Below are 21,955 nucleotides of genomic sequence, written 5' to 3' on the forward strand. Positions count from 1 at the left end.
GCTGCCCTACAACCGGATCACATATTCCTTGCGCGTCGTTTCGACGACTTCCCAAGTCCCGGCAAATCCCGGACGCAGGATGAAGCTGTCGCCCGCCTTCACGGTCATCGCCTCGCCGTCATCGCCGCAGATCACCGACACGCCTTCGAGGATATGGCAGAATTCCCACTCGTCATAGGCGATCCGCCATTTGCCGGGCGTCGCCTGCCAGATGCCGCAATAGAGCCCGTCGCGCTCCTCGACATTCCATGTCGTGAAGACGGGATCGCCGAAAATCACCTTTTCCGGCGACGGCCTTTCGGTCTCGGGCTGCGCGCCTTCGGGAATGACCGGCAGCATGTGCGGCCCGCTCAATGGCCTGTCCCCCGCATCAGCATACCTGCACACCGCATGCGGTGATCGTGAACTCTGTCGCCGGCTCCGTCCGCGCGGCGTCGAACTGGCGGCCGTCGCGGCATTGCGCGCGCGCCTCGAAGGTCTTGCGGCCGGCGAGTTCGTCTTCCTTGATGTTGAGGTAATATTCCACGGCGCATCCTTCATCGACGGCAAGCTGCGCCGCCAGCTGGTCCAGCCAGGCCGGGTCGGCCGACTGGGACAGCGCAGGCGAGACGCCCGCACTCAGGATAGCGAGGAAGAAGACGGCGCGCGCCGCCCGTCTGGAACGTGGCATGAGGGCCTCCACCGTTTGTGTTCGGTGGAAGCCTAGCCCAGGGCGCGCCGCATTCAATTGCGAAAGATCAATCAGGCGGTCTTGTCGAGCGCCTGGTCGATATCGGCGATGATATCGGCGACATCCTCGATGCCGATCGACAGCCGGACGACATCGTTGCCGGCACCCGCCTTCTCCCGCTGCTCGTCCGTGAGCTGGCGGTGCGTGGTCGATGCCGGGTGGATCACCAAAGTGCGCGTGTCGCCGATATTGGCGAGATGCGAGATGATCTCCACGCCCTCGACGAACTTGACGCCCGCCTCGTAGCCGCCCTTGACGCCGAAGGTGAACACCGAGCCCGCGCCTTTCGGGCTGTAGCGCTTCTGCAGCGCGTTGTTGTGGTGCCCTTCGAGGCCGGAATACTCGACCCACTCGACCTTCGGATGATCCTTGAGGTGTTTGGCGACGGCGAGCGCATTGTCGCAATGGCGCTGCATGCGAAGCGCCAGCGTCTCGATCCCGGTCAGGATCAGGAAGGCGTTCATCGGCGCGATCGCCGGGCCGAGGTCGCGCAGGCCGAGCACGCGGCAGGCGATGGCGAAGGAGAAGTTGCCGAAGGTCTCGTGCAGGACGACACCGCCATATTCGTCACGCGGCGTCGACAGCATCGGGTACTTGTCGGAGGCCGACCAGTCGAAGGTGCCGCCGTCGACGATCACGCCGCCCATCGAGTTGCCATGCCCGCCGAGGAACTTGGTCAGCGAATGGACGACGATGTCGGCGCCGTGTTCGAACGGGCGCACGAGATAAGGCGAGGCCATCGTGTTGTCGACGATCAGCGGGATGCCGGCATCATGGGCGATCTTGGCCATCGCCTCGATATCGGTCACGAAACCGGCCGGGTTGGCGAAGCTCTCGATGAACAGCGCCTTGGTGCGGTCGTCGATCTGCGAGGCGATCGTTTCGGGATCGTCGACATCGGCCCAGCGGACTTCCCAGCCGAAATTCTTGAAGGAATGGCCGAACTGGTTGATCGAGCCGCCATAGAGACGCCGCGCCGCGATGAAATTGTCGCCCGCGGTCATCAGCGTGTGGAACACGATCATCTGCGCCGCGTGACCGGACGCGACTGCAAGCGCCGCCGTGCCGCCCTCGAGCGCGGCCAGCCGCTCCTCGAGCACCGCCTGGGTCGGGTTCATGATGCGGGTGTAGATATTGCCGAAAGCCTGCAGGCCGAACAGCGACGCCGCATGGTCGGTGTCGTTGAAGACATAGGCGGTGGTCTGGTAGATCGGCGTGGTCCGCGCCCCTGTCGCCGGGTCCGGCTGGGCGCCGGAGTGAATGGCCAAAGTGTCGAAACCGGGTACTCGCTGGGACATGATCCCCTCCTCCTGAACGAATGTGCCTGATCTTTTGGCCGAGTGGCGGACGCCTGTCAAAGCGCATTTCAAAAGCAAACGGCACCCTGGCGGGATTTCCATACCCGCAAGCGGCTCCATCCGGGAAAACGAATCCCGGCCGTTTTCGGGACGGCCTATTTGTTCCGGATGCCGAAGCTCTGGAAGCCGGCGCGGACTTCCGGCCGGCGCGCCGAAATCGTCTTCGAGTTCACGCCGCTCCAGCCGATTTCCCCCGACAGGCGGCCATATTCGATCTTCGGGCAGCGGTTCATCACCACGTCGATACCGGCCGCCTCCAGCCGTTTCGCGCTGTCGTCGTCGCGCACGGTGAGTTGCATCCACACGACCTTCGGCAGCGGCTCCATGGCCAGCACCTCGTCGGTGATGCCGGGCACCGCCGCGGATGCGCGGAACACATCCACCATGTCGACGGGCTCGGGAAGCTCGGCTAGCGACGCGTAGGTCATGCGCCCGAGGATTTCCCCGCCCGCATGTCCCGGATTGATCGGGAAGACGGTGAACCCCTTGTCCATCATGTATTTCATGACGAAATAGCTCGGCCGCACCTGCTTGGCCGACGCGCCGATGATCGCGACCGATTTCACACTGGTCAGGATGGAGCGGATATAGTCGTCGCTGTAGTGATCGTGGTCCATGGCGCGCCCTGTCATTTGCCGCCCCATATCATTCCGGAGCGGCGCTGTCTCCGGCGCGTTTTGTCTCGCACCATTGCGCGACGCTGCGAAGGTCGTTTTCCATCGCGGCGGAAACCGATTTCTTCATCAGCGGCACCAATACACGCGCCAGCAGGCTTTTCGGCGTCGCGGTCATCTCCGCACCGACCAAGGACCCGTCTTCCGCCGGCCCGACCGTGAAGACCGTATCCCACTCGGCCCCACCGGCCTGCAGGACAAGCCGCACGCGCTCGTTCCGCACATACTCCGTCACCTCGATTTCGGTCGAATAGTCGCGCCCGCCCATGCGCCGCGTCTCGCAGAACCGCGTGCCAACGCCGCTCCGGGTCTCGCCCAGATACTCGACCGAGACGATGTCCGGCACCGCCTGCCTGAAATTCTCGATATGCGCGATCGTGTCGAAAACCATATCGACGGGCGCATCGACGTGACGCTGGAGGACGATCTTCATAGTGGACCAGACTTCATGGCAGACCAGAATAAGCGCGCGCGGAAACGCCGCCAATCACTTTGCTGTCATTGTTCCCTGGCCGTCATTGCTCCTTGCGGATCGCGACCGCGCTGATCCGCCAGCCCTGATCGGTTTTCGCGAAACAGACATGACTCGCCAGATAGGGGATCAGAGGCCCTTTGCCGAACCCCATCTGGACATAGGCGCCGATGCCCTCCGGCATGACGAGATGGCCCCAGCAGCAAGAGCGGATCTGCGGCGCGTCCGCATCGACATACAGCAATTGCCCAAGCTCCCAGCCGCGAAGCACGCCGCCACGAAAGAAACCGGTCTCGGCGGGTGTCCGGCGCGCGACACCCCAATCGGAGACCACGGTCCCGGTGTCCTCCAGAAGCGCTGTCATGTCCGCATGGGCCAGTTTTTCGAACGTCCCCGTACAGACTTCGCCGCCGAGCGATGAATTCGGGGCGACCAGCCCGTCCTCCAGCAAGGCTTTCAAGACGTAGCCGGCGTGCATCTCCGCGCCGCGGTCGGTCGCCGGTTCGTCATGCACGGCCCGGCCGATCGCCTTCATCGCTTCGGCGCGCTGCAATCGCGCCACCGGCACGAAACGATCGTCCTCGACAAGGTCGGGCGGGCCGACGAACAGGGTCACCTCGTCTGCCAGCACATCCCCGAAATCCGTCGGCGTCGCGTTTCCCGCCGCGACATTCGCCCCGCCGTGCCACATCACATCGCGGGCGCGCTCGATGAAGGCCTGGAGGTCCGGTTCGACAGGGCCGTGGTCGGCCAGGATGATGCGGTCGTAGGACACGCGCGGATTGCCGGCCGCCGCGTTCGTTATGCCTGCCGTCGCGACAATCAGGGCCGCGCCGAGCGCGATACTGACTGCGCGGCGCGTCATGGCGTGCGGTATCCGACCGCATCGATCTTCCAGGCGCCCTCCTCGTCGCGGCCGAAACAGACATGGCTGTTCATGTAGGGCCGCAGCAGCGGGTCGTAGACCGAGCGGCTGACATATCCGCCGGTGCGATCCGGCTTCTGCACGTAGTCCCAGCAGCAGTTTTCAGGCCGTTCCTTGTCGCTGTCCACATAGAGCAACTGGCCGAGCTTCCATTCGAACGGTCCCGTCCGGCCCATGAAGCCCGCCTCCTCCCAGGGGAACGCCGCGATCCGCCAGTCGGATTCGAAAGTATCGGTCCGCTCCACCAGCGAACGCATCTCCTCGTCGTCCAGCTTGCCGAAGGCCGATGTGCACATCGCGCCGTTCATCCACGGATTGGGCCCGACGAAGCCGTTTTCCAGCAATTCGCGCAGCTCGCGCGCGCCGCGCGCCTTCTCCTGCGACAGCGGGAGGCGGTTGTAGCCGGCAAATTCGCCGAACTCGCCGATGAAACGCCAGCCGGCATATTCCTCCACAAGGTCGAAATTGTCGCCGGCGGTCAGTTCCACAGCCCCGACATAGAGCCGCACACCATCCGCCATATGTTCCTCCAGCCTGCGCTCCTTCTTGAGATCCAGCTTCTCGCCGAGAAAGGTCGCGCTGATGGCGCTCTTGATGAAGGCCTGCAGATCCTCGGGCGGAGGCGGTGGCAATTCGATCAGGATTTCCGGGTAGTCCACGGGCTCCGCCAATGCGGGCGCGACCGCGCCCAGTCCGCATGTGAGGGCCACCCACGCCCCGGCCACCTGTCGGCACGCATGGCCGACCCCGCGAAAAGCACCCATCGCCATCCCCTGTTTTCAACCCCGGCGGGAAGCGAGTGTAAACGCGATTACGGCAGATCCATGAACCCGTCGGCGTTGTTCGCCATGAAGGGGTTGTAGGCCAGTTCCCACAGATGGCCGTCCGGGTCCGCGAAATAGCCGGAATAGCCGCCCCAGAAGACCTTCTCAGGCTTCTTCACCTCGGTCGCTCCGCAGGAAAGCGCATGCGCGAAGGCTTCGTCCACTTCGGCTTCGCTGCCCAGATTGTGCCCCAGCGTCACCGCGCGAAAACCCGATCCCGCTTCCTCGATACCCGCATCGGCGGCCAGCGCGGCGCGCCCGAACAGCCCGAGCACCGTCCCCTTCATCCTGAAGAAGGTCACGCTCTCCTGCGAGACGGAAGATTTCTCGAAACCGAGCTTCTGGTAAAATTCAGTCGAGGCCGCCAGATCGGCGACACCCAGCGTGATCATGGAAATGCGGGGATCGAAACTCATGGAATTTCCTTACATGAACAAATCGGGAACATTCTAGGCGACGGTATTGGCAAAGGCAAGCGTTCAGGCAGCGCGAGAAGCCCTCACAGGGCAATCGCCGTTTCATCCTTCGCCGTCCGGATGACCATCATGGTGAAGAAGCGCGCGATATTGGTCTGATCGCGGAAAAGCCGGTCGCACAACGCGTCATATTCCTCCATGTCGCGCAGGCGCAAGACGAGCACAACATCGGTCTCGCCCGTCACCGCATAGGCTTGCGAAACCGCTTCCTCAGCAACCGCCAGATCGAGGAAGCGCCGCATGTGCTGCTCTCCGTGCAGCTTCAGCTCCACGGTCACCAGCGCCTTGATCACCCGACCGGACCGTGCCGGGTTCAGGATGGCGACAACCCGGTCGATGATGCCTTCCTTGCGAAGCCTTCGAATGCGCCGCAGGCAACTGGAGGGCGAAAGGCCCACCTCGTCGGCCATATCGACATTCGTGCGCGACGCATCGCGCTGCATCAGGTTCAAAAGCTTGCGGTCGATCCGGTCCATGTTCGCGGTCTCCATCTCGAAATCCGTATGCAATAAAATTGCACCGAACTGCAATCTTTGACCACAAATGCGACTCGTGTCGCGGTAGCTGATGGGACCAATCTCGATGGAGTCCCGCCAATGCCGTTCCTGCCGTCCGCCATGCGCACAGCGCGCGAAACGATCGAAGTCTACTGGCTCCTCGTCCGCATCATGGTTCCGGTCACGATCCTAGCGGAGGCGCTGTCGCGCATAGGCGTAATCGAGGCGGTCGCGCCGGCCTTTGCGCCGGTCATGCATGCGCTTGGACTGCCTGCGGAACTCGGGCTGGCGTGGCTGACAGGCATGCTCGTCGGCGTCTGGGGCGCAGTGCCGCTGGTCTTCACGCTCGTTTCTCCCGGCGCGATGAGCGTGGCGGACATCACTGTCTTCTCGGCGCTCGTCCTTTTCGCCCACGGTCTGCCCATCGAGCAGAAGATCATCCGGCAAGCGGGTCCGGCCATGGCCGTGACCACGCTGCTGCGCATCGCCGGCGGGCTGCTCTATGCGTTCCTGCTGCACAGCCTGCTCGCGGCCACGGGATGGTTGTCGTCGCCCCTCGATCCGGTCTGGATACCGATGAGCGCGACACCCGGCTGGCCCGAATTCCTGGCCGGCCTCGCCGAAAGCCTCGCCTGGATGTTCGTGATCCTGCTGGGCCTTTCCCTCGGGCTTCAGGTTCTGAAGGCAACCGGCATCCTGGGCCTGATGATGAAGGCGCTTTCACCGTTTTTGCGGCTCATCGGCATCAAGGGCGAGGCCGAGCATCTCACCGCCATCGGCCTGTTCCTGGGCATATCCTACGGCGCCGGCCTGCTGATCCGCGAGGCGCGGTCGGGCGCGATATCGCCGCGCCAGATCTTCCTGTCCTGCGTTTTCATGGGCTTCGCGCACAGCGTGATCGAGGACACGCTGATCGTCATGGCGCTTGGCGCGGATATCGTTGGCATCCTCGTCGGGCGACTGATCTTCGCCTTCGCCGCAGTCGCGGCCATAGCCGCGTTCCTGCGGGGCCTGCCGGACGAGACCTTTCACCGATGGATATTCCGATCCGGCGCTCCCGCTAGTGCCGACCGGAACCTCACGGATACGGCAGACGCTTAGCGATCGGACGGGCGTAGCGGCATGCCCTTCAGCTTGAATCGGCCAGCCCGAGCTGCCGCACAAGAGTGGCGCTGTCATAATAGTCACGTCCCTCGACGACCATTCCGTCCTTGACGCGCATCACCGAGCAATAGCGGACTTCCGCCCGTTTTCCCGTCGGCGCGAACTCCCCTAGGCTGGACCGCAATATCCCGGTGTGTGTGCCGCTATTGCGAAACTCGACAATCGCCCATTCGCCACATTGGCTGATGATGACGTTTTCGACTTTGCACAATCCGTCCGGGAAGGCTTCGCGCCAGCGATGGTAGTCGGCCTTGTAGGCGGCTTTTCCCGGGAGTTTCTCGCCACGGGCGATGTCTTCGAAATCGCAATCCTCGGCGATCACTTCCGCGCCGCGATCGGGGTCTCGCATATCCCAGGATTCATGAAACTGGCGCACGATTTTCTCGGTGGGGTGCATTCTATAACCTCTCCACTTCGCCGCGACGGATCCCGGTCGTGGCCGGGCCTTACTTTTTTGCCGGTCCGCTGCCGCATCGGGGAATGGGACGACCGCGAGTGGCATACCCGATAAACATGGCTATTTCGTCAGCACGCGGTGCGTCCGGCACGCATAGCGTCATCGTATCGAAATGGTCGAACGACCACGGATCGTCCTTGTGGCCGAGCGGCATATCGATCGAGTCGCCGATGCCGCCGAGTTTCACATTGGAGGGAATCACCGCCAGACCGCCATGAGCGGCGGCCCGCATGGGCGCCCCCAATCTGGGGTGAATGACCGCTCCGCCATGCTCCATGTCGCCTGCCGCGCCAACAATTGCCGCCTTGCCATAGGACACGGCCGGTCCATCGAGCATCGCGACGGCCTGCTGCGCAAGCTGCTGCCCCAACAAGGCTCCGATCTCGAAAAGAGCAGACAGATCAGGCTCAAAACGGCCAGCTAACGGGTTGCGGAATACTGCGGCCACCGCGACGCGCGAAACCGGTTCGCACGGTTCGCCGAAGGAATCTGCAGTGATCAGCTCTCTTGTGAAGACTGTTTTGCGTGGCTCTACCATGACGCCACGTTAGCAGCCATCGAAGCCTCCACCAATGCAAATCGCATCCCCGTAGAGGGGCAAGCGCCTACTCGCCCGTCCACTCCGGCTTGCGCTTCTGCAGGAATGCGCCGATGCCCTCCTCCGCGTCGCGGAACAACATGTTCTCCACCATCACATTGGCGCAATAGTCATAGGCGTCCGACAGGCTCATCTCGGCCTGATGGTAGAACGCCTCCTTGCCGGTCTTCAGCGTCAAAGGCGATTTGGAAGCAATGACTTCGGCGTATTTGTTGACAACCTGATTCAAATATTCCTTCGGCACGATCCGGTTCACCAGGCCGTATTCCTTGGCGCTCGAGGCGTCGATGGTCTCGCCGGTCAAGAGCATCTCCATCGCCTGCTTGCGGTGGACGTTGCGGGTCAGCGCCACCATCGGGGTCGAGCAGAACAGGCCGATATTGACGCCTGGCGTCGCGAATGAGGACGTGTCCGTGCAGATGGCGAGATCGCAGCTCGCCACCAGCTGGCAGCCGGCGGCCGTCGCCAGCCCGTCCACCTCGGCGATCACCGGCTTGGGCAGCGTGACGATCGTCTGCATCAGGTCGGCGCACAGGCGCATCGTCTTTTCGAAGAACGCCCTGCCCCGGTCCTCGTCGGCGCGGTGCAGCGTCATCTCCTTCAGGTCGTGCCCGGCGGAAAACACCTTTCCAGCCGCCGCGATCACAATGACGCGCACATCGGCATTGTCGCGCGCCGCGCCAAGCGCAGCCATCAGCGCCTCCATCGTGGCGATCGAAAGCGCGTTGGCCGGCGGGTTGGCGAGCGTCAGCCGCAGGACGGGTCCGTTCAGATCCTGCGTGACGGGCGGCGTATCGACGAGTGCGGGTGCGGCGGACATGCGTATTCCTTCGGCTGGCATGGACTTGACGGTAAACTACCAGCCGGGCAAACCCGGCGGCAAGACAGATCGTCCACAGCAATTCGTTCAGGCCCGGCCATGTCCAATCCGCCCACCCCGATCGTCTCGGTCGAAGATCTCGAAACCTTCATGGAGACCGAGTTCTCGCAGGTCTATCTGGACGGGCGCATCTATGCGATCACCGATCTACGCCCCGGCGTGCTGACGATGCGGCTCGACCCGACCGAGCGCCACCTGCGCCCCGGCGGAACCGTCTCCGGCCCGTCCCTGTTCACGCTGGCCGATTACGCGGCCTATTGCGTCATCCTCGCCCATATCGGCCTGAAGGGGCTGTCGGTCACCACCAGCTTCCATATCGACTTCATGCGCAAGGCCGAGCCGGGCCCGGTCTATTGCGCCGCGAAGCTGCTGAAACTCGGCAAGCGCCTGGTCGTCGTCGAGATATCGATCACCGACGAAAAAGACGAACTGATCGCCCACGGCTCCTGCACCTACTCGATTCCGCCGCGCGATTGAGCGGATCGACAGTCGAAACAACGCTCCACGTTCCTGACGGGAACCGAGGCTGGGACCTTCAACGGGATAGATCGCGAACCGGGCGAACATGCTCCTCGAACGGCACATGGCGACGGCGGAAATTTGTGCCCTCCACGATTTCCGGCTTGCTGATCCGGTCCATGCGGAAGTGACGGAAATCGTCGCGCTGCGGATCCCAAGCCACCAGATACCAGAGTGGTGGCAGGATCAGCATGGCTTGCGGCTCGACAGTCCGGCTGGAGATTGAGCCTTTCGCGTCGCGGTACCCGAAGCGTATGTGCAGCCGATCCAGGAAAGCGGTTTCGAACGCAGGCAACAACGCCGGGTCCAACGCGCCCATGTCCGAGATGTCCACCTGCGGCGCAAGCTTGCCGACATAAAGGCAATCCAGAAACCGGCGCAGATCGCGCAGCTTGTCCGACGGAAGGGCGCGCTCGATCTTGGCAAGTCCGGCATCCGCGAGGCCCGAAAAAGGCAGGCTCCCGGCCGCCCGCATCGATGCAACGCTGATCAGGAGCGCGAAGACTTCGGCGACCGACAGCCGCGCCGTGGCCTGAACCGATTGCGGATCGAGTTGCAGGCCGCCTCCGCGTCCAGGTTCGGAATGGATGACGAAGCCCTCGTCGCGCAGCGCTCCGATGTCACGCAGCACCGTACGCCGCGACGCGCCGACCTCCTCTGCAAGTTCGGAGACTGTCGAAGTGCCGTTGCGGCGAAGGCTGCGCACGATGGCGTCTTGTCGGTGGCGGGCGTTCATATCGCAACTTTGTCACTGAAAGGTGACAAAATTTGGCACCATTCGATCCTAGGCAGCGAGCTCCGAAACGTCAGCAAGGAAAATGTGCAATGCCCGACATGATCGACTTCCCCGAACCCACCCTTGTCTCCGTCAACGGCGTCGAACTCGAAGTCTTCGAGGCCGGCCGGGAAAACAAAGGGAAACCCATCATCCTCTGCCACGGCTGGCCGGGTCACGCCTTTTCCTGGCGCCATCAGATGCCTGCGCTTGCCGCCGCCGGCTACCATGTCATCGTCCCGAACCAGCGAGGCTACGGCAACTCGTCGCGTCCGTCCGACGTCACAGATTATAACATCGCGCATCTGACCGGCGATCTCGCCGCGCTGCTCGATCACTACGGCTATGAGGACGCCGTGTTCGTCGGCCACGACTGGGGCGCGATGGTCGTCTGGGGGATGGCCCTCCTGCATCCGCACCGCGTCGACAAGCTGATCAATCTGAGCCTGCCCTACCAGGAACGCGGCGACGTCCCGTGGATCGAGCTTCTCGAACAGTTCCTTGGCAGCGACTACTACTTCGTCCACTTCAATCGCCAACCGGGTGTGGCGGACGCGGTTCTTGAGGCGAACACGTCCCGGTTCCTTTCCAATCTCTATCGCAAGAAACTGCCGCTCACGCCGCCAGAGCCGGGCATGATGATGATCAATCTCGCCAAGGCGGAGACCGCGCCCGGCGACCCCGTGATGAGCCCCGACGAATTGGCGGTGTATGTCTCGGCATTCGAGACATCGGGTTTCACGCCCGGCATCAACTGGTACCGGAATCTCGATCGAAACTGGCACCTGCTCGCGGATGTCGACCCGATCATCCGGCACCCGGCCCTGATGATCTATGGCGACAGGGACGTTATCCCGAAATTCGAGCGGCTGACCGATTTCGTCCCCAATGCCGATGTGGTCGCTCTGGATTGCGGTCACTGGATTCAGGAGGAAATGCCGGGAGAAACAACCCGGTCAATCCTGGCGTGGCTGGCCCGGCAGGAGAGGTCCTAGTCCGTCGAGTGTTCTACACCTGTGCATTCTGCCTTTCGGCTTGGCCGACGGGCGCAATGAGATATCCGGTGCAAGCAACGGTTCATGACAACTGCATCTGAGTGTTCTACCCGGACCGCTGCTCGGCGTTCACGAACTGCCGTGATGTACACGAGGCTAAACCAAGCCTCCCGGCCCAACAATTGTTTGCATACCTGTGACGGCCCTAAGCAGCCGGTCCGCCCCGCCCCCAATGTAGTCCGGCAGGAATGCGCCCCAAATCGGTCGCTCAAGTGCTCAGGACGACCTTTTAGAAGCTGTGGTTAAAGCGGGCTTCGAACCGACTCAGCTTTCGGCGGACTGTCAGGCGAAAGCAAACAAGCTTGGCAGCAATCGATTTCGCCGGCAACACCGGGCGACAGCCGAATGGTTCTTGGCTTTGACTTAGCCAGATAATAGTGTCCCGCGACAGTTAGCGTTCTCAAGCCTAGGGGGATCGGATGGATATCCAAAAATCAGACATCGACAGCTTGGAAGAACGAGTTAAAAAACAGTCTTATTTTTACTACTTACCAACCCTTCGCATGTCGAATGTCCGCAGCTTCGAGCATCAGACAATAACTTTCGATTTTCCAGTAACAGCAATTATCGGCACAAATGGTGGCGGAAAATCTACCGTTCTTGGCGCCGCCGCTATCGCCTATAAATCGATCAAGCCTGGGATTTTCTTTCCGAAGTCGAATATCGGGGACAACAGCATGGCAAACTGGCGGATCGACTATGATATAATTGATCGCTCTGTAAATGCCTCCGGCATAATTACTCGGAATGCACGGTTCGCGTCAGCAAAATGGCGGCGCGACAATGTGCCCGATAGACCAGTTGTCATCATCCCAATTCAACGAACTGTGCCCGCTAACGAGCAGAACAGGTTCAAACGCTTTATTGGAATGGGCAATGAGACCGACATAACCACAACCGCCATCGACGCCAATGTCTCGGCTTGCGTTTCACGCATTCTCGGCAAGGACGCTTCTGGGTATCAGCGTATCACGCTGAACAGAGATTCAAACAAGTCCATTTTGGTCGGCATGAAAAACGCAAACGACTATTCCCAATTCCACTTCGGAGCAGGCGAGGCATCAATTATCGAGATGGTTTCGCAGATTGAAGAGGCCGATAACAATGCCTTGATCTTGATTGAAGAGATTGAAAACGGCCTTCATCCTCTCGCAACGCGCAAGATGGTCGAGTACCTCTTTGATGTGGCGAAAAGGAAGAAGGCTCAGGTCATCTTTACGACGCACTCCGAATATGCGCTCGATGCTCTGCCGCCTAAAGCAATTTGGGGCTGCATCGATGGAGTAGCATATCAGGGCAAGCTCACGATCGAGAGCCTGAGAGCGCTGACGGGTACAGTTAGAAAAGACCGAGCAATTTTTGTCGAGGACGAGTTCGCGAAAGACCTGTGTAGTGAGATTCTCCGCCAATATGCGCCTGAAATACTGGACAAGGCTGAAATCCATAAAGCAGGCGGCTTCCCCTACGTCGTGGATGTACTGAAGCACCACAACACAAACCCGACGATTAAGAAAAAGGCAGTGGCCGTCATAGACGGTGATAATCCACCCTTGGCCGAAACGAATGACCATGTTCTCGAATTGCCAGAGGGAGCGCCTGAGGCGGTCGTATTTGGCTACATTGAAAAGAATTCAGAGGCGGTGGCGGGTCTTGTGCAGCAACGGTGTCAGTGCCCAGCAATCAGCCAAGATCAGATCGTCGCCACGATTAAAAAGATCGCACTTGATACCACCGATCATCACTTATACTTTGTGAAGTTAGGTGAAAGTCTAGGCTTCATATCAGAAATCATAGTTCGGCGGGGACTGTGTTCAATCTATGTTCAGAACGCTGCGACAGAGCTCGCACCGCTGGTTTCGAACCTCAAAGAAAAAATGAATGATTGAGGATGGGTTATAAGCGTAAGCCATAATTGTACTCCTCCATCAACGATGGGCAGCTTCGCCGGATCGCCCACCGAAACCTGCCTGAACGTTGCCACTCTCATCGGAGACATTGCTCGCTCGTGCCCGATGGCCCATTCCTCCGCTAAGCGATCCTTGACAATCTTGCCCGCATTTGCCGGATGAAATCGATGTGGACCAAACCGCCCGACCTGAAAGGCGTTCTCTTCGACAAGGACGGAACCCTTGTGGATTTCTCGCGCACGTGGACCGGGATCATCAAACGGTCGGCACGGCTCGCATCGGCTGGCAACGAAACGCTGGAGCGTGAGTTGCTTGTGGCGTGCGGCACCGATCCGGTCACCGGGACCACTGCCCCGGACAGCCTGTTCGCCTCGGGCAACACCAGGGAAATCGCCGAACGGATGCGCCAGCTCGGCAGCCCCTTCACGGTGGCCGACTTGGTCCGGCAGATGGACGAGCTGTTTGTCAGCGGCAGCAGCGACGCCGTGGCCATCACGGACCTGGCCGATGTGTTCGAGAAGATCAAAAGCCTCGGATTGCTTATCGGCATTGCGTCGAGCGACAACGAGGCCTCGATCCGCATCACGCTCGAGGCTCTGGGCATCGCCGGAACTGTGGATTTCGTCGCGGGATACGATAGCGGCCACGGCGTGAAGCCCGAACCCGGCATGGTCCGCGCATTCTGCGCCCATGCCGGCTGCACTCCGTCTCAAGTCTTGCTCGTGGGTGACAATCGTCATGACCTCGAAATGGGACGGGCGGCGGGATGCGGAGGAAATATCGGTGTTCTGTCGGGCACCGGGACCGCCGCCACGCTGGAAACCCTGGCTGACGTGCTGTTGTCCGACGTCGGCAAATTGCCGGATCTGCTGTTCGACAATGGCCGGTCGCGAAGCGTGCCGAATGGCGAAATCCACGACAAAACAGGGCATTGACCACGACGCGGTTGCCTATACAGCTTGCCAAGCTCTCCAATTATGCACCAAACTGTCCAACGGCTGGTGTCGCAGCAATCGATTATTCCCTCGCGAACGCCGCCATGGGAATGGTCGATATTGAGCCAACCGCTCAAATCGCTGGTTAAGCCGGTGGCGTTTTCAGGACTGGTTCCCGAAAACAAATTCAAGAGGGAGTATCAATTATGGATGGCAGAGGCAGTTTGCGTGCAATGCTGGGCAATATCGCTCGCCCGATGGCGGGGATGTTCCTCGGCACAGCGCTTGTCTTGTCGCTTTCGGGCGTATCGCAGGCGGGAAAAATCACGGTTTACACCTCCTATGAAGAGGACGAACTGGCCGCGTTTCTGGACGCGATGAAAAATGACGTGCCGGACATCGACGTGGATGTCCTGCGGCTCTCCACCGGCGATCTCAGGGCGCGCATGCTCGCGGAAGCGAGCAATCCCAAGCATGATGTCATCTGGGGATGGGCGGCGACGTCCATGGTCGATCCGCGCATCGTGGAGATGCTCGAGCCCTATTCGCCGGCCGGCATCGACAAAGTGCCGGAGCGCTTCCGCGACAAGGACGGCTACTGGTTTGCCACCACGGGTTACATGGGCGCCTTTTGCGTCAACAACCCGGAGATGGAGAAAGACAATCTGGCGATGCCGTCTTCATGGCAGGACCTGATCAAGCCGGAATATGAAGGCAAGCTGGTCATGCCGAACCCGGCAAGTTCGGGCACAGGCTATCTTCATATCGCTTCGATCCTTCAGATGATGGGAGAAGAGGAAGGCTGGGCCTATCTCGACGCACTCGACAAGAACATGGATCAGTACATCAAGTCCGGCTCCAAGCCCTGTAATGCGGCGAGTGCCGGAGAAAACACGATCGGCATCTCGTTTGCCCTGCGCGCGATCAAGAATATCGACGAGGGCTATCCGATCACCATGGTTATCCCGAGCGAAGGCGCAGGCCACGAGCTGGAAGCCAACGCGCTGATGAAGACCTCCCAGAACATGGAAGACGCCAAGAAGTTCCTTGACTGGACGGTCTCCAAGGGTGCGGAAGCCGAATACAACAAGTGGAAGTCGATCGTGACCATGCAGGGCCGTGAAATGCCCGAGAAATTCACGGAAGCCGGCCTGCCGGACGACATCTCCACGGTGCTGTTCGAGGTCGATTACGCCTGGGCCGCCGAAAATCGCGATCGTATTATCGCCGAGTGGCAGAAACGCTACGAGAACTAGGTCAATTTGCGGGGCGGCGAGCAAGTCGCCCCGCTATTTCCATCGGGGTCTGACATGTTTTTGAGTCTGCGCGACGTCACCAAGCGCTTTGGTGCGGTGGTGGCGGTGGATCACGTCAATCTTGACCTTTCCGAGGGTGATTTCGTTTGTTTTCTCGGACCGTCGGGTTGCGGCAAGACGACATTGCTGCGCCTAGTCGCGGGCCTGGAATCGCCCGACGAAGGCGAAATCCTGCTTCAGGGCACCGACCTTGCCGGACTGCCGGCGCGCATGCGCAATTTTGGCGTCGTGTTCCAGTCTTATTCCCTGTTTCCCAACATGACGGTCGCCCGCAATGTCGCTTACGGGCTGGAGTGCCGAAAATGGGAGAAGGCCAGGATCGACTCCCGTGTCAAAGAAATGCTCGCGCTGGTGCATCTCGACAAGCACGCCGAAAAGCTCCCGCATGAACTTTCCGGCGGCATGCAACAACGCGTCGCGCTTGCCCGCGCTCTCGCACCCGAACCGGCCGTTCTATTGCTCGACGAGCCCTTGTCGGCGCTCGACGCAAAGGTTCGGGAATCGCTGCGCGGAGAAATTCGCGAACTCCAGCAACGGCTGGGCATCACCACGATCATGGTCACGCACGACCAGGATGAAGCGATGGAGATGGCCGACAGTATCGTTGCGATGAATCGCGGCCGCATCGAACAGGTGGGCACGGCCGAAGAACTTTACTGGGAGCCGGAGACACGCTTCGTCGGCGAGTTTATCGGCCGGCTCAACCTGCTCGAGGCTCCCGCATTGCTCGCCGGTCTCGGTCCGCAAGGGCAAGACACGGTGCTGGCGATACGGCCCGAGCACGTGGCGCTTACGAACGAGGGCGCGCACAGCGGAACGGTCCGCTCGGTCGCCTTCCTGGGCAATACCATGCGCCTCGGTGTCGAGGCTGCTGGTCAGGACCTCGAAATCGAGGTCCACGGCCGACGAAAGCGCCTGAATGTGGGCGAGACCGTGAATTTTGAACTGCCCGCCGATCGGGTCAGAAGGCTTGCGTCGTCTTCGGTATGAGTGTCTCCACGTCAACCCGGCATTCCCGCTTACCGGATTCGGACCGGATCTTCGCTTTCGCCATGATTGCGGCGACCGGCCTGCTGCTCGTCACCTTTGTTCTGGTCCCGTTATGGGCGATCCTGAAGAATTCCTTCGTGACGCCGGACGGCATCGGCCTGGACAATTTCGTGCGTTACTTCACGGATTCGCGCTTCGTCACGATCGTCGGCAACACGTTCGAGGTCGGGATCAGCGTCACCCTGACAACCATGGTGCTCGCCTACGGGTTCGCCTACGCGATCCAGCGCACCTGCATGCCGCTTAGGAATGTGCTCAGGATTGTCGCGCTTCTCCCGATATTCTCCCCCTCGCTTGTGCAGGCATTGGGGCTGCAATTCCTTCTCGGCCGCAACGGGTTGGTCAATCGCACATTCGGCACGGAAATCGATATCTACGGATTTTGGGGCATCTACATTGCCGATGTCGTTTATGCCTTCCCGCACGCCTTCCTGATCCTGTCGACGGCGCTCGCCGTTGCGGATGCGCGCCTGTATGAATCCGCGGAGAGCCTGGGCGCCGGAGCGTGGCGAATTTTCAGGACCGTGACGCTGCCGGGGACCCGCTACGGTCTCGCGTCAGCCGGATTCGTCGTGTTCACCATCGTCATCACCGATTTCGGCAATCCGGTCGTCATCGGTGGCAATTACTCGGTGCTGGCCGTCGAAATCTACAATCAGGTTTCAGGCCAGGCGAATTTTGCCATGGGCGCCGTGATCGGGGTGCTTCTCCTCCTGCCGGCCGCGCTGGCCATGATCGGCGAGAAGTGGATATCCCGGCGGCACTTCGCATCCGTCACTGCGCAATCCGTACCGCTCGCGCCTCAGCCGAACCGCGCGCGCGATACGGCCTGGCTGATATACTCGCTGCTTGTTGCCGCGGTCATCCTGTCGCTGGTCGCCATCGTGATCTATGCAAGTTTTGTCAGGCTCTGGCCCTACAACCTCTCGTTTTCGCTGCGTCACTACGAATTCGATGTTCAAAACGGCCTGCAACCCCTGTGGACGAGCATTCAGGTCGCAATCCTGACGGCGGTTATCTCGATGATTTTCGTAACCGGCGCGGCCTATGCCAACCACGCATTTCCGATGCGCGCGAGCCGGGTTCTCTATTTCCTCGCCATTCTTCCGGCCGCTGTGCCCGGAATGGTGCTCGGCCTCGGCTACATTCTAGCCTTCAATACGCCCGGCCAGCCAATCTACTGGATGTATGACACCATCCTGATCATCGCCTTTTGTAACGTCTATCACTATCACGCGCAGGGCTTCCTGCTGGCGACCACCAATATCAAGCAGATAAGTTCGACATTCGACGAGGCCTCGGCGACCCTTGGCGCAACGAAGCTGAAGACAGTGTGGCGGGTGACGCTTCCGATAATCTGGCCGACTGTGCTGGCGGTTGGCGTCTTCTTCTTCATGCGCGCCATGGTGACGCTGTCGGCGGTCATCTTCCTGATCAGCCCATCGACCCAACTCGCTGCCGTTTCGGTGCTCTATCTCGATGATCGCGGCGCGCTCAACCAGGCAGCGGCCTTCGCCGTCTGTATCATGGCGACCGTCGTTGCATTTCTTGTTCTTGCGCAGATCGCATTGCGCGTCGCCGGCATTCGCGGCGTCAGCCTGGTCCGCTGATTCAGCTGCAAGACACGTGCCTCACCTTCTGCGACGGACGCACGCGCCGGATGGCGAATTCGCGCGCTGAACGGCCCGGAACCGCGAAACGGCTCGCATTTTGGCGCAATCTTATGCGGTAAAATATTACCGTATTTTCAACCCATTGTTTTTTATGGATTTTTCGATAATCTCCGACTTTTTCGCGCTTGACCGCCCCGTGAATTCCCTCTAATGCACCCGCAATCGCGCATGGACACGTCCGGCGCGGTTTGTTTTTGACGGGTCTTCCCGGCAATCCAAGCAACAAGAAAAGCCCGTTCCGGCATGCCGGTCCGGGATCGAACCAAGGAAGAAATCCCATGCGGACATTCTCGCAGAAGCCCGCGGACGTACAGAAGAAGTGGGTGCTGATCGACGCCGAAGGTCTGGTCGTCGGCCGTCTCGCCTCCATCATCGCCATGCGTCTCCGCGGCAAGCACAAGCCCAGCTACACCCCCCATGTCGATGACGGCGACAACGTCATCGTCGTCAATGCCGACAAGGTCGTGTTCACTGGCAAGAAGCGCTTTGACAAGAAGTATTACTGGCACACCGGCCATCCGGGCGGCATCAAGGAACGCACCGCCGAGCAGCTTCTCGACGGACGCTTTCCGGAGCGCGTCGTGGAAAAGGCCGTTGAGCGCATGATCCCGCGCGGCCCGCTCGGCCGTCGCCAGATGAAGAACCTGCGCGTCTACGCCGGCACCGACCATCCGCACGAGGCTCAGCAGCCCGAAGCGCTGGACATCGCCGCCCTCAATTCCAAGAACAAGAAAGTGGCCTGATCACCATGGCTGAATTGAACTCTCTCGAAGAACTCGGCGAAGCAACCGGCGCGGTCGCTGCCGAAGACACGCAGGAAGCTCCGGTGCATGTCCAGAAGCTGGACGCACAGGGCCGCGCCTACGCCACCGGCAAGCGCAAGAACGCGGTCGCCCGCGTCTGGATCAAGCCGGGCACCGGCCGCATCACCGTCGGCGGCAAGGACTTCACCGAATATTTCGCGCGTCCGGTCCTGCAGATGATCCTGCAGCAGCCGATCCTCGCGGCCAACCGCACCGGCCAGTACGACATCGTCGCCACTGCAACCGGCGGCGGCCTCTCGGGCCAGGCGGGCGCCGTGCGTCACGGCATCTCGAAGGCCCTGACCTATTACGAGCCGGAGCTGCGCACTGTCCTGAAGAAGGGTGGCTTCCTGACCCGCGACAGCCGCGTCGTCGAGCGTAAGAAATACGGCAAGGCAAAGGCCCGCCGCTCCTTCCAGTTCTCCAAGCGCTAATCCGCTTCGGACAATTGGCATCTGTCGAGGGGCGCTCCCGCAGCGCCCCTTTTTTATTGCCCGCGCCCTGCCCGTGGATCGCACCGCTTCGGACCAGCCCCATGCCTCCAGCCTCTGCAACACTGCACATGATTTGCGGCAAGGTCGCTTCGGGTAAATCGACACTCTGCGCCGAACTCGGCCGGTCTCCGAACACGGTAACCATCGCCGAGGACGACTGGCTGGCGGCGCTCTTCGGCGACGAGATGTCGTCACTTTCGGATTACGTGCGATGCGCCGCGAAACTGCGCGCCATCATGGGGCCTCACGTCACCGCGCTTCTCACGGCCGGCCTGTCTGTGGTTCTCGACTTCCAGGCGAACACGGTGGAAAGCCGCGCCTGGATGCGCGGCATCGCCGAAAGCGCGAACGCTGCGCACATGCTGCATTTTCTCGACGTTCCGGACGCCACATGCAAGGCGCGGCTGAAAGCCCGTAACGCCTCGGGCGAACACCCGTTCTCGGCCACCGACGAACAATTCGAGCAACTATCGAAGCACTTCGTCGTCCCTTCGGACGCCGAGGGACTGACCATTCAGCGCCACGGATGACCCGGGCCCACCGTGGCTTTGATACGCGGCTCGCGAACGCCGCTGCATATTTGTTTTGCACAACCTCTGGGAATTGCCGCTACTGGGCGTAAAACAGGCATGCGCGACTCGGCGCATGATAACGGGAGGACCGGATGCCATATGCGGGTTCCCTGACGGGACTGTTCCGCAACCAGACGTTTCGCATGCTCTGGATGGCGTCGCTCGCGTCCAATTTCGGCGGGCTCGTGCAGGCCGTCGGCGCCGCCTGGATGATGACCGAGTTGACGTCGTCTGAAAGCATGGTCGCCCTCGTCCAGACCTCGATCACCCTGCCGATCATGATCTTCTCGCTGATCGCCGGCGTCTTCGCCGACAATTTCGACCGCCGCAAGGTCATGCTCGTCGCGCAGGGCTTCATGCTCGTGGTCTCGGTGATCCTGACCATCCTCGCGCTGGAGGGTTTCCTGTCCCCCTGGCTGCTGCTCTCCTTCACATTCCTGATCGGATGCGGCACGGCGCTGCACAACCCGTCCTGGCAGGCGTCGATGGGCGATATCGTCACACGCGATGAATTGCCGGCCGCCGTCTCGCTCAACTCGATGGGTTTCAACATCATGCGCTCGGTCGGCCCGGCGGCCGGCGGCGCGATCGTCGCCATCGCCGGCGCGGCGGCGGCCTTCGCGGTCAACGCGGCCAGCTATGTGGCGATCATCGCGGCGCTGTTCCGGTGGCACCCGTCGCTGCCGCCGAACAGCCTCCCGCGCGAACCGTTCGGCATCGCCTTCCAGGCCGGGCTTCGCTATGTGGCGATGTCGCCCAACCTGATGAAGGTCATCCTGCGCGGTTTCCTGTTCGGCGTCTCGGCGGTCGCGTTGCAGGCGCTGCTGCCCATCGTCACGCGCGAAAATCTCGGCGGCGACGCCTTCATCTTCGGCGTCCTGCTCGGCTGCTTCGGCTTCGGCGCCGTCGTCGGCGCGCTCACCAATGCCGAACTGCGCTCGCGCTTCCACAACGAGAACATCACCCGGATCGGCTTCACCGGCTTTGCGGTCAGCACCTTCACCATCGCCGTCAGCCCCTACCTGATCGTCTCGGCGGTCGCGCTGTTGCTGGCGGGCGCGTGCTGGGTCGTCTCGCTGTCGCTGTTCAACGTCACCATGCAGATGTCGACGCCCCGCTGGGTCGTCGGCCGCGCGCTCGCGCTCTACCAGACCGGCGTTTTCGGCGGCATGGCGGCGGGAAGCTGGCTTTGGGGCGCCGTGTCGGAGAGTTTCGGCACCAATAGCGCGCTGACCGGCGCGGCGATCGTCCTGCTGTTCGGCGCGGCCATCGGCCGGTGGGCGCCCCTGCCCGATTTCGGCCAGCTCAATCTCGATCCGCTGAACCGTTTCACCGAGCCGCCGCTGCGTCTCGACCTGACCCAGCGAAGCGGACCGATCATGATCATGATCGACTACGACATCGCGCAGGAGAACGTGCAGGAATTCCTCGCCGTGATGACGCTTCGCCGCCGTATCCGGATCCGCGACGGCGCGCAGCAATGGGCGTTGCTGCGCAACCTCGAGAACCCCGATATCTGGACCGAGAGCTACCACGTTCCCACCTGGGTCGAATATGTGCGGCACAATCAGCGCCGCACCCAGGCGGACGCCGAGGTTACCGAACGCCTGCTGGCGCTCCACAAGGGCCCCACCCCGCTTCACGTCCAGCGCATGATCGAACGCCAGACGGTCACGCCGCATGACGACATGCCCCGGCTGCGCGAAGAAGCACCCTGATCCGGGGCTCGCGAGGCCCGGTTTTGCACCGATGTGACAGTTCTGTGTCGCCGGAGCGCTCCACGGCCTCTTGCTGTGCAAAA

At 61.4% G+C, this 21,955-nt stretch carries 25 protein-coding genes; 12 read left to right on the forward strand and 13 right to left on the reverse strand.

Annotation, left to right across the window (positions count from 1 at the left end; translation table 11 throughout):
* Nucleotides 1-6: 6 nt before the first annotated feature.
* From LC343_RS08850 to LC343_RS08890, 9 genes are all read right to left on the reverse strand, one after another.
* Nucleotides 7-339, reverse strand: coding sequence for a cupin domain-containing protein (locus LC343_RS08850; protein WP_223477258.1), 333 nt, complete (start codon nt 337-339; stop codon nt 7-9).
* Between the two features lie 31 nt (nt 340-370).
* Nucleotides 371-670 carry a hypothetical protein gene (locus LC343_RS08855; protein WP_223476767.1) on the reverse strand — a complete coding sequence of 100 codons (300 nt, stop codon included), beginning with the start codon at nt 668-670 and terminating at the stop codon, nt 371-373.
* A gap of 71 nt (nt 671-741) precedes the next feature.
* The gene (locus LC343_RS08860) at nt 742-2,028 is read right to left on the reverse strand and encodes an O-acetylhomoserine aminocarboxypropyltransferase (protein WP_223476768.1); all 1,287 of its coding nucleotides are present in this window, start codon (nt 2,026-2,028) and stop codon (nt 742-744) included.
* Between the two features lie 155 nt (nt 2,029-2,183).
* Entirely contained in the window at nt 2,184-2,705 is a 522-nt protein-coding gene (locus LC343_RS08865; protein WP_223477259.1) for a CoA-binding protein, read from the reverse strand.
* Nucleotides 2,706-2,733: 28 nt separating this feature from the next.
* The gene (locus LC343_RS08870) at nt 2,734-3,249 is read right to left on the reverse strand and encodes an SRPBCC family protein (protein ID WP_223476769.1); all 516 of its coding nucleotides are present in this window, start codon (nt 3,247-3,249) and stop codon (nt 2,734-2,736) included.
* A 28-nt stretch (nt 3,250-3,277) separates the two neighbouring features.
* Nucleotides 3,278-4,099, reverse strand: coding sequence for a hypothetical protein (locus tag LC343_RS08875; protein WP_223476770.1), 822 nt, complete (start codon nt 4,097-4,099; stop codon nt 3,278-3,280).
* Entirely contained in the window at nt 4,096-4,923 is an 828-nt protein-coding gene (locus LC343_RS08880) for a hypothetical protein (protein ID WP_223476771.1), read from the reverse strand. The genes LC343_RS08875 and LC343_RS08880 overlap by 4 nt, the downstream gene beginning before the upstream one ends.
* A 47-nt stretch (nt 4,924-4,970) precedes the next feature.
* Nucleotides 4,971-5,399 (reverse strand): VOC family protein, encoded by a 429-nt coding sequence (locus LC343_RS08885; RefSeq protein WP_223476772.1) that lies wholly within the window; start codon nt 5,397-5,399, stop codon nt 4,971-4,973.
* An 83-nt stretch (nt 5,400-5,482) separates the two neighbouring features.
* Nucleotides 5,483-5,935, reverse strand: a complete 453-nt coding sequence (locus LC343_RS08890; protein ID WP_223477260.1) for an Lrp/AsnC family transcriptional regulator — start codon at nt 5,933-5,935, stop codon at nt 5,483-5,485.
* Nucleotides 5,936-6,055: 120 nt separating this feature from the next.
* Here LC343_RS08890 and LC343_RS08895 point away from each other — a divergent pair, with 120 nt between their 5' ends.
* Nucleotides 6,056-7,057: a nucleoside recognition domain-containing protein gene (locus LC343_RS08895; RefSeq protein ID WP_223476773.1), complete on the forward strand. Its 1,002-nt coding sequence runs from the start codon at nt 6,056-6,058 to the stop codon at nt 7,055-7,057.
* 28 nt (nt 7,058-7,085) lie between these two features.
* Here the strand turns inward: LC343_RS08895 and LC343_RS08900 are convergent, their stop codons facing one another.
* The 3 genes from LC343_RS08900 to LC343_RS08910 all read right to left on the reverse strand — a co-directional run bounded on the left by LC343_RS08900 (nt 7,086) and on the right by LC343_RS08910 (nt 8,995).
* Nucleotides 7,086-7,517, reverse strand: a complete 432-nt coding sequence (locus tag LC343_RS08900; protein ID WP_223476774.1) for an ester cyclase — start codon at nt 7,515-7,517, stop codon at nt 7,086-7,088.
* A 49-nt stretch (nt 7,518-7,566) separates the two neighbouring features.
* Entirely contained in the window at nt 7,567-8,115 is a 549-nt protein-coding gene (locus LC343_RS08905; protein WP_223476775.1) for an amino acid synthesis family protein, read from the reverse strand.
* Nucleotides 8,116-8,182: 67 nt separating this feature from the next.
* Entirely contained in the window at nt 8,183-8,995 is an 813-nt protein-coding gene (locus LC343_RS08910; RefSeq protein ID WP_223476776.1) for an enoyl-CoA hydratase, read from the reverse strand.
* 99 nt (nt 8,996-9,094) lie between these two features.
* Between LC343_RS08910 and LC343_RS08915 the strand changes: the two genes are divergently transcribed.
* Nucleotides 9,095-9,532, forward strand: coding sequence for a PaaI family thioesterase (locus tag LC343_RS08915; RefSeq protein WP_223476777.1), 438 nt, complete (start codon nt 9,095-9,097; stop codon nt 9,530-9,532).
* A 58-nt stretch (nt 9,533-9,590) separates the two neighbouring features.
* Here LC343_RS08915 and LC343_RS08920 read toward each other — a convergent pair whose 3' ends face one another.
* Complete coding sequence (locus LC343_RS08920; RefSeq protein ID WP_223476778.1) at nt 9,591-10,310, reverse strand: helix-turn-helix transcriptional regulator; 720 nt, start codon at nt 10,308-10,310, stop codon at nt 9,591-9,593.
* Nucleotides 10,311-10,399: 89 nt separating this feature from the next.
* Between LC343_RS08920 and LC343_RS08925 the strand changes: the two genes are divergently transcribed.
* From LC343_RS08925 to LC343_RS08970, 10 genes are all read left to right on the forward strand, one after another.
* On the forward strand, nt 10,400-11,344 hold the full coding sequence (locus LC343_RS08925) for an alpha/beta fold hydrolase (protein WP_223476779.1): 945 nt from the start codon (nt 10,400-10,402) through the stop codon (nt 11,342-11,344).
* 479 nt (nt 11,345-11,823) lie between these two features.
* Entirely contained in the window at nt 11,824-13,290 is a 1,467-nt protein-coding gene (locus LC343_RS08930; RefSeq protein ID WP_223476780.1) for an ATP-dependent nuclease, read from the forward strand.
* Between the two features lie 179 nt (nt 13,291-13,469).
* Nucleotides 13,470-14,246 (forward strand): HAD family hydrolase, encoded by a 777-nt coding sequence (locus LC343_RS08935; protein ID WP_428982527.1) that lies wholly within the window; start codon nt 13,470-13,472, stop codon nt 14,244-14,246.
* Nucleotides 14,247-14,479: 233 nt separating this feature from the next.
* On the forward strand, nt 14,480-15,502 hold the full coding sequence (locus tag LC343_RS08940) for an ABC transporter substrate-binding protein (RefSeq protein WP_223477262.1): 1,023 nt from the start codon (nt 14,480-14,482) through the stop codon (nt 15,500-15,502).
* Between the two features lie 54 nt (nt 15,503-15,556).
* The gene (locus LC343_RS08945; protein WP_223476781.1) at nt 15,557-16,552 is read left to right on the forward strand and encodes an ABC transporter ATP-binding protein; all 996 of its coding nucleotides are present in this window, start codon (nt 15,557-15,559) and stop codon (nt 16,550-16,552) included.
* A 62-nt stretch (nt 16,553-16,614) separates the two neighbouring features.
* Nucleotides 16,615-18,222, forward strand: coding sequence for an ABC transporter permease subunit (locus tag LC343_RS08950; protein WP_223476782.1), 1,608 nt, complete (start codon nt 16,615-16,617; stop codon nt 18,220-18,222).
* A 341-nt stretch (nt 18,223-18,563) separates the two neighbouring features.
* Nucleotides 18,564-19,028, forward strand: a complete 465-nt coding sequence (rplM, locus tag LC343_RS08955; RefSeq protein ID WP_223476783.1) for a 50S ribosomal protein L13 — start codon at nt 18,564-18,566, stop codon at nt 19,026-19,028.
* Nucleotides 19,029-19,033: 5 nt separating this feature from the next.
* The gene (gene rpsI / locus LC343_RS08960; RefSeq protein WP_223476784.1) at nt 19,034-19,522 is read left to right on the forward strand and encodes a 30S ribosomal protein S9; all 489 of its coding nucleotides are present in this window, start codon (nt 19,034-19,036) and stop codon (nt 19,520-19,522) included.
* A 101-nt stretch (nt 19,523-19,623) separates the two neighbouring features.
* Nucleotides 19,624-20,112 carry a P-loop nucleotide/nucleoside kinase family protein gene (locus LC343_RS08965; RefSeq protein WP_223476785.1) on the forward strand — a complete coding sequence of 163 codons (489 nt, stop codon included), beginning with the start codon at nt 19,624-19,626 and terminating at the stop codon, nt 20,110-20,112.
* 134 nt (nt 20,113-20,246) lie between these two features.
* On the forward strand, nt 20,247-21,872 hold the full coding sequence (locus tag LC343_RS08970; protein ID WP_223476786.1) for an MFS transporter: 1,626 nt from the start codon (nt 20,247-20,249) through the stop codon (nt 21,870-21,872).
* Nucleotides 21,873-21,955: the final 83 nt, after the last annotated feature.

This window comes from Oricola indica (assembly GCF_019966595.1).
Classification (GTDB): Bacteria; Pseudomonadota; Alphaproteobacteria; order Rhizobiales; family Rhizobiaceae; genus Oricola; species Oricola indica.